The organism is Nocardia inohanensis NBRC 100128, from assembly GCF_001612945.1.
GTDB classification, from domain to species: Bacteria; Actinomycetota; Actinomycetes; order Mycobacteriales; family Mycobacteriaceae; genus Nocardia; species Nocardia inohanensis.
The window spans coordinates 905,294-922,193 of sequence record NZ_BDBK01000002.1 but is presented as its reverse complement, the minus strand read 5'-3'; the positions used below and the strand labels follow the sequence as shown (position 1 = coordinate 922,193).

At 68.3% G+C, this 16,900-nt stretch carries 17 protein-coding genes and 1 riboswitch; of the genes, 7 read left to right on the top strand and 10 right to left on the bottom strand.

The window, feature by feature from the left end; all coding sequences use genetic code 11:
• Nucleotides 1-8 precede the first annotated feature (8 nt).
• The 4 genes from NI1_RS10530 to cofD form a co-directional block, all read right to left on the bottom strand.
• Nucleotides 9-452 (bottom strand): 6,7-dimethyl-8-ribityllumazine synthase, encoded by a 444-nt coding sequence (locus NI1_RS10530; RefSeq protein ID WP_067817428.1) that lies wholly within the window; start codon nucleotides 450-452, stop codon nucleotides 9-11.
• A gap of 80 nt (nucleotides 453-532) precedes the next feature.
• Nucleotides 533-690: riboswitch (FMN riboswitch) on the bottom strand.
• A 13-nt stretch (nucleotides 691-703) separates the two neighbouring features.
• Complete coding sequence (locus tag NI1_RS10525) at nucleotides 704-1,225, bottom strand: NUDIX hydrolase (protein WP_067817425.1); 522 nt, start codon at nucleotides 1,223-1,225, stop codon at nucleotides 704-706.
• Between the two features lie 31 nt (nucleotides 1,226-1,256).
• Nucleotides 1,257-2,639: a coenzyme F420-0:L-glutamate ligase gene (locus NI1_RS10520; RefSeq protein WP_067818167.1), complete on the bottom strand. Its 1,383-nt coding sequence runs from the start codon at nucleotides 2,637-2,639 to the stop codon at nucleotides 1,257-1,259.
• 38 nt (nucleotides 2,640-2,677) lie between these two features.
• A complete protein-coding gene (gene cofD / locus NI1_RS10515) occupies nucleotides 2,678-3,676 on the bottom strand; it encodes a 2-phospho-L-lactate transferase (RefSeq protein ID WP_281179488.1) in 999 nt (332 codons plus the stop codon).
• A 557-nt stretch (nucleotides 3,677-4,233) separates the two neighbouring features.
• Between cofD and NI1_RS10510 the strand changes: the two genes are divergently transcribed.
• On the top strand, nucleotides 4,234-4,491 hold the full coding sequence (locus tag NI1_RS10510) for a WhiB family transcriptional regulator (protein WP_169815418.1): 258 nt from the start codon (nucleotides 4,234-4,236) through the stop codon (nucleotides 4,489-4,491).
• A 161-nt stretch (nucleotides 4,492-4,652) separates the two neighbouring features.
• On the opposite strand, the gene NI1_RS10505 is transcribed toward NI1_RS10510, so the two are convergent.
• Nucleotides 4,653-5,132, bottom strand: coding sequence for a metallopeptidase family protein (locus NI1_RS10505; RefSeq protein ID WP_067817419.1), 480 nt, complete (start codon nucleotides 5,130-5,132; stop codon nucleotides 4,653-4,655).
• A gap of 140 nt (nucleotides 5,133-5,272) precedes the next feature.
• On the opposite strand from NI1_RS10505, the gene NI1_RS10500 reads away from it, so the two are divergent.
• The 6 genes from NI1_RS10500 (at nucleotide 5,273) to NI1_RS10475 (ending at nucleotide 11,674) form a co-directional block, all read left to right on the top strand.
• The gene (locus NI1_RS10500; RefSeq protein ID WP_067817416.1) at nucleotides 5,273-5,662 is read left to right on the top strand and encodes a DUF3499 domain-containing protein; all 390 of its coding nucleotides are present in this window, start codon (nucleotides 5,273-5,275) and stop codon (nucleotides 5,660-5,662) included.
• A gap of 81 nt (nucleotides 5,663-5,743) precedes the next feature.
• Nucleotides 5,744-7,120: a phosphomannomutase/phosphoglucomutase gene (locus NI1_RS10495; RefSeq protein ID WP_067817413.1), complete on the top strand. Its 1,377-nt coding sequence runs from the start codon at nucleotides 5,744-5,746 to the stop codon at nucleotides 7,118-7,120.
• A gap of 73 nt (nucleotides 7,121-7,193) precedes the next feature.
• Nucleotides 7,194-8,378: a tobH protein gene (locus NI1_RS10490; protein WP_067817410.1), complete on the top strand. Its 1,185-nt coding sequence runs from the start codon at nucleotides 7,194-7,196 to the stop codon at nucleotides 8,376-8,378.
• Complete coding sequence (manA, locus tag NI1_RS10485; RefSeq protein ID WP_067817408.1) at nucleotides 8,378-9,610, top strand: mannose-6-phosphate isomerase, class I; 1,233 nt, start codon at nucleotides 8,378-8,380, stop codon at nucleotides 9,608-9,610. The genes NI1_RS10490 and manA overlap by 1 nt, the downstream gene beginning before the upstream one ends.
• 151 nt (nucleotides 9,611-9,761) lie before the next feature.
• Complete coding sequence (locus NI1_RS10480; protein ID WP_067817405.1) at nucleotides 9,762-10,694, top strand: cation diffusion facilitator family transporter; 933 nt, start codon at nucleotides 9,762-9,764, stop codon at nucleotides 10,692-10,694.
• 65 nt (nucleotides 10,695-10,759) lie between these two features.
• On the top strand, nucleotides 10,760-11,674 hold the full coding sequence (locus NI1_RS10475; RefSeq protein WP_067818161.1) for a cation diffusion facilitator family transporter: 915 nt from the start codon (nucleotides 10,760-10,762) through the stop codon (nucleotides 11,672-11,674).
• 1 nt (nucleotide 11,675) lies between these two features.
• Here NI1_RS10475 and NI1_RS10470 read toward each other — a convergent pair whose 3' ends face one another.
• From NI1_RS10470 to rfbD, 5 genes are all read right to left on the bottom strand, one after another.
• Nucleotides 11,676-13,121, bottom strand: coding sequence for a phytoene desaturase family protein (locus NI1_RS10470; RefSeq protein WP_067817402.1), 1,446 nt, complete (start codon nucleotides 13,119-13,121; stop codon nucleotides 11,676-11,678).
• 117 nt (nucleotides 13,122-13,238) lie between these two features.
• On the bottom strand, nucleotides 13,239-13,817 hold the full coding sequence (locus NI1_RS10465; RefSeq protein WP_067817399.1) for a TetR/AcrR family transcriptional regulator: 579 nt from the start codon (nucleotides 13,815-13,817) through the stop codon (nucleotides 13,239-13,241).
• A 122-nt stretch (nucleotides 13,818-13,939) separates the two neighbouring features.
• Nucleotides 13,940-15,031: a mannose-1-phosphate guanylyltransferase gene (gene manB / locus NI1_RS10460; RefSeq protein WP_157535069.1), complete on the bottom strand. Its 1,092-nt coding sequence runs from the start codon at nucleotides 15,029-15,031 to the stop codon at nucleotides 13,940-13,942.
• 41 nt (nucleotides 15,032-15,072) lie between these two features.
• Nucleotides 15,073-15,972 (bottom strand): glycosyltransferase family 2 protein, encoded by a 900-nt coding sequence (locus tag NI1_RS10455; protein WP_067817393.1) that lies wholly within the window; start codon nucleotides 15,970-15,972, stop codon nucleotides 15,073-15,075.
• Between the two features lie 11 nt (nucleotides 15,973-15,983).
• Nucleotides 15,984-16,850, bottom strand: coding sequence for a dTDP-4-dehydrorhamnose reductase (rfbD, locus tag NI1_RS10450; protein WP_245663153.1), 867 nt, complete (start codon nucleotides 16,848-16,850; stop codon nucleotides 15,984-15,986).
• Between the last annotated feature and the right edge of the window lie 50 nt (nucleotides 16,851-16,900).

Genomic DNA, 16,900 nt, shown 5'->3' with positions numbered 1-16,900 from the left:
TTCCACCGCTACAGCTTCAGGTCGATGGCCAGTGTCGCCACGATCGCGTTCGCCAGCTCGGCGCCCTTCTTCTCGAAATGCCGCCCGAAGTACTCCAGATGCTCGGCGTGCTCATGGAAGTGGTGCGGGGTCAGCACCGCGGAGAACACCGGCACGTCGGTCTCCAGCTGCACCCGCATGAGCGCGTCCACCACCGTCGAGGCGACGAAATCGTGCCGGTAGATGCCGCCGTCGACCACCAGCGCGCAGCCCGCGACGGCCGCGTAGGCGCCACTGTTCGCCAAACGCTTGGCCTGCAAAGGGATTTCGAAGGCGCCGGGCACCTGAATCACGTCGATGTCGGTATAGCCACGCTCGGCCAGACCCGCGCGGCAGGCTTCCACGGCTTTGTCGACGATCTCGGCATGCCAGTTGGCGGCGACGAGTGCGATTCGATTCGTAGTGGGTGACATGGGATTTCCTCCTGTTCGCGATGTCACCCAGGGCAGAAATACGCGAACAGGCCGGCACGCGCGAAGCGGACTGGCCGGTGCCGCGTTCTCTTTCATCCGGACTGTGACCGTCGGCTCCGGGATCACACCGGAATCTGCTGACCCACCCTCGCGGGTGGCGCTCGCGGGCTCGTGCAAACGGATCGGTCCGGATGCCATTACCGCCGGTGGGGAATTTCACCCCGCCCTGAGAACGTGTACAGCATTCAAGGTTACGGCAGCAGCAGCACGTCCGCGTCGGCGGGCAGGGCGTCCACCGGCCACCAGCGCAGGTCGTCGGATTCCGAGCTGCGCACCGGGACGGCCCCGGCCGGCGCCTTGATCTTGAAGAGCAGATCGAGGTGCCGGGTGGGGATACCCAGTGAGCAGGTGATGGGGTGCGCCTGCGCGCCGTAGAGGCCGGGCTCCAGGACCAGGTCCGGGATGCCCGACTCCTCGGTGGCTTCGCGGAAAGCCGCGGCGCTGACCGAATCGTCGGATTCCTCGCAGTGCCCACCCAATTGGATCCAGCGGCCGACGCGGGGATGCAGGGTCAGCAGGACTTCCCGCTCGTCGTGCGAGAACACCACCGCGGAGGCGGTGATATGGCCGGCGGCGTGCTCGCGCAGGCAGCCGCGCGGGGCCGAGCCCAGGAAGGCGAGCATGGACTCGCGGATGGACTGCTCCGGACCCGTTGCCGGGGACCAGGTTTCGAGCAGCTCGACCGCCGACTTGTGCAAGGATTCGGCGCTCACGCCCGCACCTCCGCGAAATCGGGCGAATGACTCACAGCTCCACCAACCCGAACCCGGTCTCGCGCGCCTCGCGCGGCACGAGGTCCTCCAGCGGATAGCCGATCGCGATCGCGCCCAAGGGATTCCAGTCCGCTTCCAGACCGAGGACGTCCCTGGTGACGTCGGGCGCGAAGATGGTCGAGCCGATCCAGCAGCTGCCGACGCCCTTGACGGCCAAAGAGACCAGCAGGCCCTGCACGGCCGCGCCCACCGCCACGGTGAACATGGTCTTCTCGGCCGCGCGCCGGGTCTCGTCCGGATAGTCGTGCGCGCCGTCGGGCACACAGAACGGGATGATCACCTCGGGCGCGTCGAACAAGATGCGGCCGCGGGCGACTCGCCGCTCCACCGATTCCGGGTCGCGCCCGTCGCCGAGCAGGTCGGCCCGCCACTTCTCGGCCATGGCTTCCAGGAGCCGATCGCGCAGTTCGCGCTTGCGCAGCCAGACGAAGCGCACCGGCCGGGTGTGATGCGGGGCGGGGGCGGTCAGCGCGGCGCTGACGGCGGCGCGGATCACCTCCGGCTCGACCGGGGTCTCCGCGAACCGCCGCACCGAACGGCGCAGCAGCACAGCCTGATTGCGCCCGAGCTCGATGGCTTCCGCCGTGCCCAGCCAGAACAGGTCTTCCTCGCCGCCGCGCAGCAGCGCCGCCGCGCTGGAACCGTCGTCGTCGTATTCGAAGCCGCGCACCACCGCGACCGGGACGCCGCCGAGTTTGCCCTTCACCAGGTCGGCGGCGGCGGCCAGTTCATCGGCGACGGCGACCAGGGTGACTTGCAGTTCGTGTCCCTGCCGGTCGATCGCGCCCTCGTAGTCGTGCAGGACGCGCAGCCCGGACGAGCCGATCGCCGCATCGGTCTGGCCGACGCGCCAGGCCCGGCCCATGGTGTCGGTGACGACCACCGCGACCCGCACGCCGAGCCGCTCGGCGAGCGCTGTCCGCAAGGCCTTGGCACTGGCGTCGGGATCGACCGGCAGCAGCACCAATTCGTCCTGTTCGACATTCGAACCGTCGATACCGGAGGCGGCCTGCACGATGCCGAGCTTGTTCTCGGTGATGAGGGTGCGGTTCTTGCGCGCCAGCACCCGCACCGCTTCCTGCGCCACCAGTTCCCGCCGGAACGCATCGCGGGCTTCGGGGTCGGTGGGCGCTGCGACGATGCGCCCCTCGGCCTTGGAAACGATCTTGCTCGTCACCACCAGCACATCGCCGTCGCGCAGCCAGGGCGCCTGTGCCGCAATGGCTTCCGCGAGGTCGTCGCCCGGCCGGAACTCCGGCAAACCACGCACCGGAAGGATGGTCAGCTCGCCACCCGAAGCGTGATCGCCCAGTGGCGCGGCGCCGGCCGGTGCGGTCGTGGTCGAATCACGCACGGGCGCAACGCCGCTAGCCGGCGCACCGGCGTCGCCGCTCACGGCTTGATCCCGGCGATATCGAGGGCCTCGCGCACCATCTCGGCGGTGGCGGCCGGATCGCTCATGATCAGGGGAACGCTGCGGACCTCGACGCCGGGAATGTCCGCGGTGTCCGTGCTGTGGATCAGCCAGCCGTCCAATATGCCTGTGGTGGAACGGGATCCGTAGTGGTTGCCGACGGCTTCGGCGGTGGTCTCGACGCCGATCACGGAGAGGCATTCGTCGGCCATACCGCGCAGGGGCTTGCCGCCGATCACCGGGGAGAGACCGATGATCTTGGCGGCGGTGGTGCGCAGCGCGCCCCGAATGCCCGGTACCGCGAGGATCGCGCCGACGCTCACGACGGGGTTGGAAGGGGCCAGCAGAACCACGTCAGCGGACTCTATGATTTCGGTCACACCGGGGCCGGGTTTTGCTTGTTCTGCCCCAATAGTCACGAATCCATGGGTCTCGACGTTAGCTCGGTAGCGCACCCACCACTCTTGGAAATGGATCGCGCGACGTTCGCCAGGGTTCTCCGGGTCGCCGATAACTACATGTGTTTCACACCGGTCGTCGGTTGCCGGAAGCAGTTTCACACCGGGTTGCCACCGATTGCAGAGGGCCTCGGTGACCTGCGAGAGCGGGTAACCCTGACGCAGCATTTCGGAGCGAATGAGATGGGTCGCGATATCGCGATCGCCCAGTCCGAACCAATCGGGCTGAGCGTTGTATTTCGCCAGCTCTTCCTTGGCGTGCCAGGTCTCGTCGGCATGCCCCCAGCCGCGTTCGGTGTCGATCCCGCCACCCAGCGTATACATGCAGGTGTCCAGGTCAGGGCAGATACGCAGGCCGTGCATCCAGACGTCGTCGCCGACATTGACGATGGCCGTGAGGTCCGCGCCGGGGAGCAGTTCGCGCACGCCCATCAGGAAACGCGCGCCGCCGACTCCGCCGACCAGTACCGCGATCCGGAGGCCGGTGCCGGGTGCGGTGTCCGCTTGTTCTCGAGTCACATCCGCACAGCCTATGCGTTCTACGCCGGAAGATGCCCCGCTACCCATTTGCTGTGAATTTGCTGTTTGAACTGCGGGAACAGTGGGAAAGGGGGTCGTGGATGGTAACGGAATCGCTTCGGCAGCTTGACCATCGACGCTCTCGGCGTGTCTAATCACAGGCATGTCATTCCGGGTCCGCGTGAGAGTGCAAGGCGCGGACGGGTTTTCGAACAGCTGTTCGCACCGGTGTGACAAGCTCGGGGATGGCCGCGGGACTACGTCGCGGTGTTGGGCCGTCGGTGGGATCGGCTCCGACGGATTAATCATTCTGCGCTAACACACAGTGAGGAGGCGGAGCGATGGCCGATGAGCTGGCCCCGTCAGGCATTCCGGGCGGTGTATCGCAATCCGATTCCACAGCTGGCGCAGCATCTGACTTCTGCGCCGACGAACGAATCGGGTACGAGGGGGGTGAACCGACGACGACCGCACGACCGGGGGGCGGACAGTGGGCGCGAGCCCAGTTCCAGCCCGAACCACCACGATTGAGCTTGATCGTCACCGGTGCTGACGAAATGTTCGACAATTTCTCCAGAGGAAGCCGGCTCACCGAAGCCGAGCAGTGGCAGGAACGGGCGCTCTGCGCTCAGACCGACCCGGAGGCCTTCTTCCCCGAGAAGGGCGGTTCCACCCGGGAGGCCAAGCGGATCTGCCTCGGTTGCGAGGTCCGCGACGAATGCCTCGAGTACGCACTCCAGAACGACGAACGCTTCGGAATCTGGGGCGGACTGTCGGAGCGCGAACGCCGTCGCCTCAAGCGCGGCATCATCTAGTCATGGGGAGCTGCGCGGGCAGGCGCAGCATCCCGAAAGAACCTCCGCACCAACGGCTTTCACCGCACCCCGTCATTCCGGCGCGCTTTTGGCCGGAATCCACACGGTTCGTCGGGGTGTGGATCCCGGCTGAGAACATGCCGGGATGACGAGGCGGGGTGCTATTCCGGTTCCGGGTCGATGACGTCCGGGTCTACACCGAGGTAGGTGGCGATCTGCTGCACCAGGACTTCGCGCAGCAGGTCCACCAAATCGTCCGGGTCGCCGGCTCGCAGCTCTAATGGCTTGCGGAACAACACAACCCGGGCACGGGTAGCCATGCCGTAGCGATCCACTCCCGCCGGGATGAGGCGAGACAGGGGCACCGGACCGTCGGCGACCACCTCGTCCGGCCATTGCACCGAATCCGGATGCAACGGACGGATTTTCGGCACATCGTCCACCGCGATATCGAGCTTGGTGAGCTGTTCGTGCCAGCGGCTCTCCAGCGGCGCGAACGCCTCCAGCACCAGCCGGTCGAACTGCTGGCCGCGGGTCCGCCGGGCCGGCACGGTCGGCGGCAGCATCGGCCCGCGCACACCTCGCCCGCGGCGGATGACGGACCGCGCGGTGGGCGGCCGCCGGCGACGGGAACGGGTCATACCCCGAATCTACTTTGTTGCCGGGACAAGTGTTCGCCCTGGCAACCAAGGCCCCGCGCGGGACAAGTGAGACGCAGTCCATTGCGCGTGTCTATCCCCGGCGGGCCGCGAACGGGGTTACCCTGCTTGGCGTGATCCCCATGCGTCGTTGCTGCCGGCCCGGCTGCAAGAACCCGGCCGTCGCGACGCTGACCTATGTGTACTCGGACTCCATGGCAGTGGTCGGTCCGCTGGTAACCGTCGCCGAACCCCACTCCTGGGACCTGTGCGAAACGCACGCTTCCCGGATTACCGCCCCGAAGGGCTGGGAGCTGGTCAAGCACGAGGGCGGTTTCTCCTCCTCGACTCCGGACGACGACGATCTCACCGCACTGGCCGAGGCCGTCAGAGAAGCCGGATTGCGGCGCCGCACACCGGAACCGGACACCCGCGGCTACAGCGACTACGCCCCCGCCCCGCAGCGCCCGACCCGCACGGGTCGCACCGGCCGGAGGGGCCATCTACGCGTCCTACCGGATCCGCCGAACTAGAGCGACGCCGTACGGGCGAGTACGGACATGCGGCGCGCCTCCGAATACGACTCGTCACCGAGAGCTATTAGGGTGTTCCTCATGACAGTCGCCCGGTCCGCCGAGTCCGTTCAAGCAGTCATCAAGGCATATGACGTTCGAGGAGTAGTCGGCGAACAGATCGACGCGGACTTCGTCCGGGACGTGGCCGGTGCGTTCGCCCGGCTGATGCGCTCCGAAGGCGCCCAGCGCATCGTCATCGGACACGATATGCGCGACTCCTCCCCCGGCTTGGCCGCGGCCTTCGCCGACGGCGTGCAGTCGCAGGGCCTGGATGTGGTGCACATCGGCCTCGCCTCCACCGACGAGCTGTACTTCGCCTCCGGCCATTTGGATTGTCCCGGAGCCATGTTCACCGCCTCGCACAACCCGGCCAAGTACAACGGCATCAAGCTGTGCCGCGCCAAGGCGCTGCCGGTCGGTCAGGACACCGGTCTGGCCACCATCTCCGACGAGGTCATCGCGGGCGTCCCGGCCTATGACGGGGCGCGCGGCGACGCCACCGAACAGGACCTGCTCGCCGCCTACGCGGCCTTCCTGCACAAGCTGGTCGACCTGAGCGATTCCCGCCCGCTGCGCATCGCGGTGGACGCCGGGAACGGCATGGGCGGGTTCACCGTCCCCGCCGTGCTGGGCACGCTGCCGCAGTACACCATCGAACCGCTGTACTTCGAACTCGACGGCAACTTCCCCAATCACGAAGCCAATCCGCTGGATCCGAAGAACCTGGTCGATCTCCAGGACTACGTCCGCAAGACCGGCGCGGACATCGGGCTGGCCTTCGACGGCGACGCCGACCGCTGCTTCGTGGTGGACGAGAAGGGCGATCCGGTCGCCCCGTCCGCGGTCACCGCACTGGTTGCCGAGCGCGAACTGATCAAGGAGCCGGGCGCCACCGTCATCCACAATCTGATCACCTCCAAGGCGGTGCCGGAGCTGGTGACCGAACTGGGCGGCACGCCGGTGCGCACCCGCGTCGGCCATTCGTTCATCAAGCAGCAGATGGCCGCCACCGGAGCCATCTTCGGCGGCGAGCACTCCGCGCACTACTACTTCCGCGACTTCTGGGGCGCCGACTCCGGAATGCTCGCTGCCCTGCATGTTTTGGCGGCACTGGGCGAGAAGGAACGCCCGATGTCCGAACTCGCCTCGGCGTACTCGACCTACGCCGCCTCCGGGGAGATCAACTCCACCGTCGCCGACGCCAAGGAGCGCACCACCGCGGTGCTCGAGGCATTCGGCAAGCGGGCCAAGTCGGTGGACCGGCTGGACGGGGTCACGGTGCAGTTGCCGGAGGGCGCCTGGTTCAACCTGCGCGCCTCCAATACCGAACCGCTGCTTCGGCTCAATGTCGAAGCACGATCGCAGGAGGAAGTAGACGCACTCGTAACCGAGATCCTGAGCATCGTCCGCGCCTGACTGGAATAGTGGAATCACAGAGCTTGGATTCACCAGCGTCTGGTGACCCGATGAGGGGAGGTGGCAACGCCCGATGATCGCTGGTACACCGGTACTCGACCTCGATGACGTCGCCTCGCTGGAGGCGGCCGACACCGGGGGCGGTTTGCGCTCCGCGGCGTCGGGTGGAGCCCTGGTCAGGGCCACCGCCGCAGCCATTTCCGAGGATGCTTTGGCCCGGTTGCGGGACCTGCGCCCGCGCAGTCTGGTCCTGGTTTCCGGGGCCGGGCGCGCCGCCCGCGCGGCCGGTCTGCTGATCGCCGCGCTCGGTGATCGCGCGAGTATGCCGCTGGTGCCCGCCACCTCGATCCCGCCGTGGGTCGGCCCCCTGGACGTGGTCCTGGTGGCCGGTGACGATGCGGGCGATCCGCGCCTCGCCGAGGCCGTGGACAGCGCGCTGCGGCGCGGTGCGGAGGTCATCGTGGCGGCGCCCGACGAGGGACCGCTACGCGCGGCCGCCGCAGGCCGCGCCACCATGCTGCCGCCGCGGCTGGGCGTGCTCGACCACAATCGGCTGCTGCGATATTTCGCCATCGGCATGGCCGTGCTGGCCGCCGTCGACCCCAATCGGGTCGGGCCGCTGGTGCCGGATCTGAACGAGCTCGCCGATCTGCTGGACGCCGAGGCGCTCCGGGACGGACCGCAGAACGAGGCCTTCCACAATCCCGCCAAGACCCTCGCCACCCGCATGCAGCAGCGGCCCCGGCTGGTGCTGACCGGCGACACCGCCGCCACCACCGAACTGGCCGTGCACGGCACCGAGGTGCTGCTGGCCGCGGCCGGGCAGATCGCCACCGCCGCCACCCTCGCGGAAAGCATTGCGGCGCACGGTCGTCTGGTCGAGGCCGCCGGGGTCTCCGCGCCCGGGTTCGATCCGCTCTTCCACGACGAACAGCTAGACGGGCCCGCGCCCGTGCAGCAGGTGCGGGTGTTCGTGCTGACCGCCGACCCCGACGAATTCGCGGTGCGGCGCCGGCTCGGGGTGTTCTCCGCCGATTCCGGACTGCTCGACGCGGACCTGGTGAACGTGGACGCCGAAGCGGCCGCCGCCCCCGCGCCCGCCGAGGTCGAAGGACAGCGCTTGCCGCCCGCGCGCGGCGGTGAACTGGCACAGTTGGCGGTGCTGGCCCTGCGGCTCGAAATGGCCGCCGCGTACCTACGACTACTCGGTTCCCGCCCGGCCACCGGACCGGGACGCTATGACGGGGGACATTACTAGTGCACGAACTCGTTGGTGCGCTGCGTTCATACGCTTGGGGTTCGCGCACCGCGCTCGCTCAGCTGTGCGGACGACCGGTTCCATCCGCCCATCCCGAAGCCGAACTCTGGTTCGGCGCGCACCCCGCCGATCCGGCGCGGGTGCAGATCAACGGCCACAGCGAATCGCTGCTGGAGTTGGTCAGCGCCGACCCGCAGCGCGAATTGGGCGCGGTCGCGGGCGAATTCGACGGCCGGCTGCCGTTCCTGCTGAAGATCCTGGCCGCCGAGGAGCCGCTCTCGCTCCAGGCGCATCCCAGTATCGAACAGGCGCGGGCGGGCTACGCGCGGGAGAACCACGCCGGGGTGGCCATCGACTCGCCGATGCGGAACTACCGGGACGAGAACCACAAACCGGAGCTGGTGGTCGCACTCGAGCGGTTCGAGGCGCTCGCCGGCTTCCGGGAACCGCTACAGACCGTACGACTGCTGACCGCGCTGGATGTGCCGGAGCTGATGCCGTACGCGGAACTGCTCGCGGCACAGCCGGATTCGGCCGGCCTGCGGACGCTGTTCACCACCTGGATCGCGCTGCCGCAGAACGCGCTCGCCAATCTGCTGCCCAAGGTCCTCGACGGCTGCGTGCGGTACCTGTCCGAGCGCGATGCCGGATTCGAGGGCATGCCCAAGGAATTCGCCGCCGAGGTGCGCACGGCGCTGGAACTGGCCGAGGCGTACCCCGGCGACGCGGGCGTACTGGCGGCGCTGCTGCTCAATCGCATCACCCTCGAACCGGGCGACGGACTGTTCCTCGCGGCCGGCAACCTGCACGCCTACCTCAGCGGCGTCGGCGTCGAGATCATGGCCAACTCCGACAACGTGCTGCGCGGCGGGCTCACCCCCAAACACGTGGACGTGCCGGAACTGCTGCGCGTACTGGACTTCGAACCCCTCGAACTCCCGGTCATCGAAGCGGAGAAAGTGGCGGACGGGAACTACCGCTACGACACGCCCGCCCCCGAATTCGCGCTCAGCCGTTTCGAACTCGCCGACGACGCCGAACCGGTCGCGCTGCCCGCCGGACCCGGCATCGCCCTGTGCACGCACGGGAACCTGCGGCTGCTCCAGGGCAAGCACGAACTGATCGTCGAATGCGGTACCGCCGCCTGGATTTCCGCCTCGGACGGGCCGATCCGGGCCCTTGCCGCGGACGGACCGGCACAGCTGTTCTGCGCGACCGTCGGGGCGGACTGAGCCGCGAGGGCGACTGGACAACTGATCTCGTAAGATCCGGGTAACTCCTGGGGCACGCCCAGAATCGGTGTGGGCAATCAACCGCACCACGCATACAGGAGACGACACGGCTCCCAAGCCGTGCGCAAAAGGCACGGAGAGGCGGGACAGCATGTCTGCGGGTGGCGGTAAGAAGGCGATTCTGGCGGCGCTCAGCGCTAATGCCGGGATCGCGGTGGCCAAGTTCATCGGTGCGGCCATCACCGGCTCGGCATCCATGCTGGCCGAGGCCGTGCACTCGGTGGCTGACACGTCCAATCAGGGTCTGTTGCTGCTCGGGCAGAAGCGGGCGGAGCAGCAGGCCGATCAGCTGCATCCGTTCGGGTACGGACGGAACCGGTACTTCTACTCGTTCGTGGTCGCGCTGGTGATCTTCGCGCTCGGCTCGCTGTACGCGATCTACGAGGGCATTCACAAGATCCAGCATCCAGAAGAGCTGAACAACGCCATTGTCGCGATCGTCATCCTCGGCATCGCCATCGCGCTGGAGACCTTCAGCTTCGTCACCGCCATGCGGGAATCCAAGCCGCTCAAGGGCAATGCCAGCTGGTGGCAGTTCATTCGCAACTCGCGCAATCCGGAACTGCCGGTGGTGCTGCTCGAGGACGCCGGCGCGCTCATCGGCCTGATCATCGCCTTCGCCGCGATCAGCCTGACCGAGCTGACCGGGAATCCGGTCTGGGACGGCGTCGGCACCCTGGGCATCGGCATCCTGCTCGGCATCATCGCCGTCATCCTGATCATCGAAATGCAGTCGCTGCTGATCGGTGAGGGCGCCCTGCCGCAGGACGAGGCCGCGATTCGCGACCGGCTGGTCGACGGCGAGCACATCGACCGCGTCATCCACCTGCGCACCCAGTACCTCGGCCCGGAGGAGCTGCTCGTCGCCGCGAAGATCTCCATCGTGCCGGGGCTCGAGATCGACGATATCGCCACCGCCATCGACGCCGCCGAAGCCCGAGTGCGCGAAGCGGTTCCGGCGGCGCGGGTCATCTACCTGGAGCCGGACCTGTACCGCACCAAGACGGTCGAAGCCGGCGCGTAGCACCGCCGCGGATCGCCCGGCGTGTAAGGCCGGGCGATCCGCACACCGCAAGTAGCGTGACCGGTATGGCATCCGGCAGTCGTAAGGCGGTGCTGGCGGCCTTCTCCGCCGACGCGGGCATCACCGTCGCCAAATTCATCGGCGCCATCATCACCGGATCGGCGTCCATGCTCGCCGAAGCGGTGCACTCGCTGGCCGACACCGCCAATCAAGGCCTGCTGCTGGTGGGGCGGCGGCGCGCCGAGCAGGAAGCCGATCAGCTGCATCCGTTCGGGTACGGGCGGAACCGGTACTTCTATTCGTTCGTGGTGGCGCTGGTCATCTTCACCGTCGGCTCGCTGTACGCGATCAACGAGGGCATCCACAAGATCCGGCAACCCGAGCATCTGAGCGACACCTGGGTGGCGATCGTGATCCTGCTGCTCGCGGTCGGGCTGGAGTCCTACAGCCTGATCACCGCGCGGCGGGCCTCGCAGCCCCTGAAGGGGCGCACCAGCTGGTGGGATTTCATCCGCAACACCCGCAGCGCGGAACTGCCGGTGGTGCTGCTGGAGGATTCCGGGGCGCTGGTCGGGCTGGTGCTGGCCTTCCTCGGGGTCGGATTGACCGCGCTCACCGGCGATCCGGTGTGGGACGGGATCGGGACCGTGGCCATCGGGGTGCTGCTGGGATTCATCGCGGTGGTGCTGATCGTGGAAATGAAGAGCCTGCTGATCGGGGAAGGCGCGACCGCGGAGGAGGATCTGCGGATTCGGGAACACCTCATCGGCGGGGACGGCATCGATCGGGTGCTGGATTTGAAGACGCAGTACCTGGCGCCGGACGACATGCTGGTGGCGGCGAAGGTGGCGATGACACCGGGGCTGGACATCACCGCCGCGGCCATCGCCATCGACGCGGCGGAAGCCCGCGTGCGGCAGGCGGTTCCGACCGTCGGGCACCTCTATATCGAACCGGATCTGTACCGGCCGCACGCCTGACTCAGCGGGCCAGCAGCTCCAAAGGGTCGGTGCGGACGCCGAATTCGCGGCGCAGGGCATGGCGGGCGGCGTAGTAGCCGTTCATGCCGTGCACGCCCGGACCCGGCGGGGTGGCCGAGGAGCAGAGGTAGACGCCGGGCAGCGGGGTCGAGTACGGATTCCAGCGCGGGGCGGGGCGTAAAACGGTCTGGCGCAAGGTCATCGCGCCCGCGGAGATGTCGCCGCCGATGTAGTTGGGATTGTGGGCGGGCATCTTGGCCGCGGTGCGGACGTTCGTGGCCAGGATCAGATCGCGGAAGCCGGGGGCGAAACGCTCCACCTGGGCGGTGATGGTTTCGGTGAGATCCCGGCTGGAACCGTTGGGGACGTGGGCGTAGGTGTAGAGCGTGTGCTTGCCCGCCGGGGCCCGGGAGTCGTCGACCACGCCGGGCTGGATGGCCAGCACGAACGGGCGCTCCGCGTGTTGTCCTGCGGCGACGGCCTTTTCGGCGGCGACGGCCTCGGCGCGGGAACCCACCAGGTGCAGGGTGCCCGCACGGTCACAGCCCAGGGCACGCCACGGGACCGGGCCGGAGAGCGCGAAATCGACCTTGCAGGCCGCGCCGCCGTAGCGGAAGTGATCGAGTGCGAAGTCGTAGCGGGCGGGCAACGCGGCGATGCGCTGGAATTCGGCGGGGGCGATATCCAGCAGTACCGTCTTCACCTCGTCGAACTCGTCGATGGAATCCACCCGGTGACCCGTGATGATCCGTCCCCCATGGGCTTTCAGATCCTCGGCGAGCGCGTCCATGATGGCTTGCGAACCGCCCTTCGGGATCGGCCAGCCGCGCACATGGGCGAGGGTGCCGAGCAGGGTGGCGACGCCGGCGGACGGAATCGAACGCGGCGGGCGGATGGCATGCGCGGCAATGCCGGTCAGCAGGGCGGGGGCGACATCCTCGCGAAAGCGCAGATTCCACAGCGGGGTGGACTGCTCCACCAGCCGCCGCAGGAATCGCGTTCCGGTGATCACGTCGAGCGGCGGATGGCGCAGATCCGACATACCCAGCCCGACCAGCTCCTGCCAATTCCGCACCATCGGCTCGAACAACCGCCGCCAGGACGCGCCGTCGCGGCCCAGCCCGTCCACCGTGTGGTCGAGGTCGCGCCAGGCCAGCCCGGCATGGCCGGCATCGAGCGGATGCGCATAGGAGACCTGCGGCACAAGCAGTTCCACGCCGTGCTTCTCCAGATCGAAGGCGCGGAAGAACGGGGACGCCACCGCCATGGGATGCGCGCCCGCGCAGAGATCGTGGCGAAAGCCCGGCAGCGTGACCTGCGCCGTGCGGCAGCCGCCGCCGAAATCCTCGCAGGCTTCGAACACTTCGACCTCGAGTCCGGCGCGGGCCAGGATCACCGCCGCCGCCAGCCCGTTGGGTCCGGATCCGACCACCACCGCGTCAGCCATGATCTCAGCGTAGGCGCGGTACCGGCGCTACGGCCGCGACCGTGACGAACCACGCCCTGGTATCGCGTCCGAATGCGAGGTCACCGCGGCGGTCGTGGCGCGCCGCGGCCCGGCGGTTCAGGCGGGCTGGATCCATTGGGACACAAGGATCTCCATTCGTTCGGCACGAAAGTCGGGCCGCAGCCGACCACCTCGATCCAGGGTGGCGAGGCCGTGCAGGGCACTCCAGGCCACCTCGGTGAAGGTCTCCGCGTCGTGGGGCGCGGCGAAGGGCGCGAAGGTCTGCAACAGTTCGACGAAGGCGTCCTGCAAAGGCTGCGGGGCATCGGGCCCGAATTTCAATTCGGTGCGCAGCAGGAACATGGCGTCGTAGAGGGCGGGCTTGTCGCGGGCGAAGTCGAGGTAGCCCTGTGCGACGGCGGTGACCGCGGCGGCGGCATCGGGTGCGGCCTTGCGTACCTTCCGGGTGGCGAGGGCGAGTTCCGCGAAACCCTCCATGGCGACGGCCGAGACGATCGCGTCCTTGCCCGCGAAGTGCGAGTACAGCACCGGCTGGCTGTACTCGATGCGATCCGCCAGCTTGCGCACCGTGACCGCGTCCCAGCCATCGGTCTCGGCGATTTGGCGGGCGGTATCGATGATCAGCTGATGCCGGCCGGCGCGTTCCCGCTCTTTCCGATTCTGGATTGCACTCATGCACAAACTCTAGCATTGCTAGACAAGCTATCCATGCACAGCGCGATGATTTCCCGAACCGCCCTCCAGCGCAGACGAAATCGGCCGCTCACCAGTTGGTGAGCGGCCGATTCGGGAATGAATCAGACGTCGGTGGAGAAGCGGATACCACCGTCCGGGATCTCCACCCCGGGCCAGACCCGGGCGCCGCGCAGCAGTTCACACCGCGCGCCGACGATCGCGCCGTCACCGATCACGGCGTCGCGGACCAGGGCCCGCGGACCGATCTTGGCACCGAAGCCGATGATCGAACGCTCCACGGTGGCACCGGCTTCCACGCAGGCGCCGTCGAACAGGACCGCGCCGTCGAGGCGAGCCCCGGCGCCGACCTCGGCGCCGCGGCCGACCACGGTGCCGCCGATCAGCAACGCACCCGGGGCCACACCCGCGCCCGGGTGCACGAGGGATTCCCCGCGCTGGCCCGGGAGAGCGGGCGAGGGTGCGATACCGCGGACCAGGTCGGCCGAGCCGCGCACGAAGTCCTCCGGGGTGCCCATATCGCGCCAGTAGGACATGTCCACATGGCCCTGGATGTGCGCGCCCTCGGCGAGCAGGGACGGGAAGGTTTCGCGTTCGACCGAGACCGGGCGACCGGCGGGGATCTTCTCGATGTACTCGCGGCGGAAGACGTAGCAACCCGCATTGATCTGATCGGTCGGCGGATCCTGGGTCTTCTCCAGGAACGCGGTGACCCGGCCGTTCTCGTCGGTCGGAACGCAGCCGAAGGCGCGCGGGTCGCTGACCCGGACCAGGTGCAGGGTGACGTCGGCGTTCGAGGAGTGATGGGTCTCCAGGATCGCGCCCAGGTCGGTGCCGCCCAGCACGTCGCCGTTGAAGACCATCACGGTGTCGTTGCGGAGCTTGCCGAGCACATTGCGGATGCCGCCGCCGGTGCCCAGGGGCTCGGTCTCGGTGACGTACTCGATCTCCAGGCCGAATTCGGAGCCGTCCCCGAAACGGTCCTCGAAGACCTCCGCCTTGTAGGAGGTGCCGAGGACCACATGGGTGATGCCGGCGTCGGCGATGCGGGCCAGCAGGTGCTGCAAGAAGGGCAGACCCGCGGTGGGCAGCATCGGCTTGGGCGCGGAGAGGGTCAGCGGGCGCAGGCGTGTGCCCTGGCCGCCGACCAGGATCACCGCGTCGGTGGACCCGGCACCATTGCCGCTGTTCGCCATCATCTCCCCTGTGTTCCGGTTGTCTGGAGGCACGATCCGAGTCAGGACAGTGCCGCGCGGTCTCGTTCGCGCAGTGCGGATCGAACCGCAAGCTTGCAGCGGATCGCAAGTCCGGCCTTGAGCGCGACCCGCAGTGGAGCCTGCCACCAGTGTGGATGCCGGTCCGCCTGGAAGCGGTAGGCGCTGGCGTGGTGCGCCGGGAGCATGGTCTCCGGGTGCTTGCCCGCCGCATGCCCCTTGGCATGCGTGACCTCGGCGGACGGCACGAAGACATTGTGCCAGCCGACCTTGCCCATGCGATCACCGAAGTCCACGTCCTCCATGTACATGAAGTACCGGGAGTCGAAGCCCTCGATGGAGTCGAAGGCGGCGCGGCGCACCAGCAGGCAGGAACCGGAGAGCCAGCCGACGGTGCGTTCGGAGATCTGCTCGTTGTCCTGGCGGTAGCGCAGGGTCCACGGGTTGGACGGCCAGATGCTGCCCAGGATGGCGTGGCCCGCGCCGTCGGCGATGCCGGGCACGGCGCGCGCGGACGGGTAGACGCTGCCGTCCGGCTCCAGCACCATCGGGCCCAGTGCGCCGGCGCGCGGCCAGCGGCGGGCGGCTTCCAGCAGTTTGTCGATGGCGTCCGTGCCCCAGCGGATATCGGGGTTCGAGATGACGATGAACTCGATCTCCGGATCGATTTCGGCGACCGCGCGGTTGATGGCGCCGCCGTAACCGATATTGCCGCCGGTGCGCAGCAGCCGGACGTGTTCGTTGGCTTCGGCGGCTAGCTCCGGCGAGCCGTCGGTGGATCCGTTGTCCGCCAGGATGACCTGGGGCTTCTCACTGGTGGCGGTGGCCAGCGTGCTGATGAAGTGTTCCAGGTGCTCGCCGGGCGAGTAGGTCACCGTGACTACGGCCAGGGTCGGGCGGCCGGGGGAATCCGAGGGGCTCACGGACGCTCAGCCTAGCCGGAGATGGTGCGCAGTGCGTCGTCCAGCGCCGCCTTCCAGTCCCGAAGCGGGACAAGTCCGGCAGCGGCCCAGGATTTGCCCGAAAGGACCGAATACGCCGGGCGCGGAGCGGGTCTGGGGAAATCGGCGGTGCCGCAGGGGCGTACGCGCTCCGGATCGGCGCCGAGGCCGGTGAACACGGCGCGGGCAAGTTCATACCAACTGGCCTGTCCGGCGTTGGTGGCGTGCAGGATTCGCGGTGCGGTGGGCTGTGCGGCGAGCTCCAGCAAACCCGCAGCGAGGTCGGGCGCGTAAGTGGGCGAACCGATCTGATCCGCCACCACGGTCACCGTCTCGCGCTCGGCTTCCAAGCGGCGCATGGTGGCCACGAAATCCGCGCCGCGCCCGGTGTACACCCAGGCTGTGCGGACAATCCGGGCATCCGGCGCGAACTCCAGAACCGCTTGCTCCCCAGCCAATTTCGACCGTCCGTAGACGGTGGCCGGTCCGGTCGGATCGCCGGTCTCATACGGGTGATCGGACTTGCCCGGAAAGACGTAATCGGTGGAGAGGTGGATGAGCCGCGCCCCCGCTTCGGCACAGGCCCGGGCCAGCACCTCCGGACCCGTCGCATTGATGGCGAAGGCCGCGTCGATATCGGATTCGGCCTGGTCGACGGCGGTATACGCGGCACAGTTGAGCACCACGTCACCGGGGCGCAGCACCGCCCGCACGGCCACCGGATCGGTGATGTCGAGCTCCGCGCGCCCGAATCCCCGCGCGCCGGGCGCCAGTTCGAGCAGCGCCCGCCCCAATTGCCCCCGCGCACCGGTGACGACGAGCGGGGTGGCGGTGGTCTTGGTCACGGCGGCGGCAGTCACGGCGGCCAGTGTGACACGGCGGCCCGGTCTTTCGCACATGCGTCACCACC

Coding starts and splice junctions, on each gene's coding strand:
- NI1_RS10500 (WP_067817416.1), top strand. CDS start 5,273: ATGCGTCGTTGCTGCCGGCCCGGCTGCAAGAACCCGGCCGTCGCGACG.
- NI1_RS10505 (WP_067817419.1), bottom strand. CDS start 5,132: ATGACCCGTTCCCGTCGCCGGCGGCCGCCCACCGCGCGGTCCGTCATC.
- NI1_RS10510 (WP_169815418.1), top strand. CDS start 4,234: ATGTTCGACAATTTCTCCAGAGGAAGCCGGCTCACCGAAGCCGAGCAG.
- manB (WP_157535069.1), bottom strand. CDS start 15,031: ATGGCGAACAGCGGCAATGGTGCCGGGTCCACCGACGCGGTGATCCTG.
- NI1_RS10480 (WP_067817405.1), top strand. CDS start 9,762: ATGTCTGCGGGTGGCGGTAAGAAGGCGATTCTGGCGGCGCTCAGCGCT.
- NI1_RS10475 (WP_067818161.1), top strand. CDS start 10,760: ATGGCATCCGGCAGTCGTAAGGCGGTGCTGGCGGCCTTCTCCGCCGAC.
- NI1_RS10465 (WP_067817399.1), bottom strand. CDS start 13,817: ATGAGTGCAATCCAGAATCGGAAAGAGCGGGAACGCGCCGGCCGGCAT.
- NI1_RS10470 (WP_067817402.1), bottom strand. CDS start 13,121: ATGGCTGACGCGGTGGTGGTCGGATCCGGACCCAACGGGCTGGCGGCG.
- NI1_RS10530 (WP_067817428.1), bottom strand. CDS start 452: ATGTCACCCACTACGAATCGAATCGCACTCGTCGCCGCCAACTGGCAT.
- NI1_RS10495 (WP_067817413.1), top strand. CDS start 5,744: ATGACAGTCGCCCGGTCCGCCGAGTCCGTTCAAGCAGTCATCAAGGCA.
- NI1_RS10490 (WP_067817410.1), top strand. CDS start 7,194: ATGATCGCTGGTACACCGGTACTCGACCTCGATGACGTCGCCTCGCTG.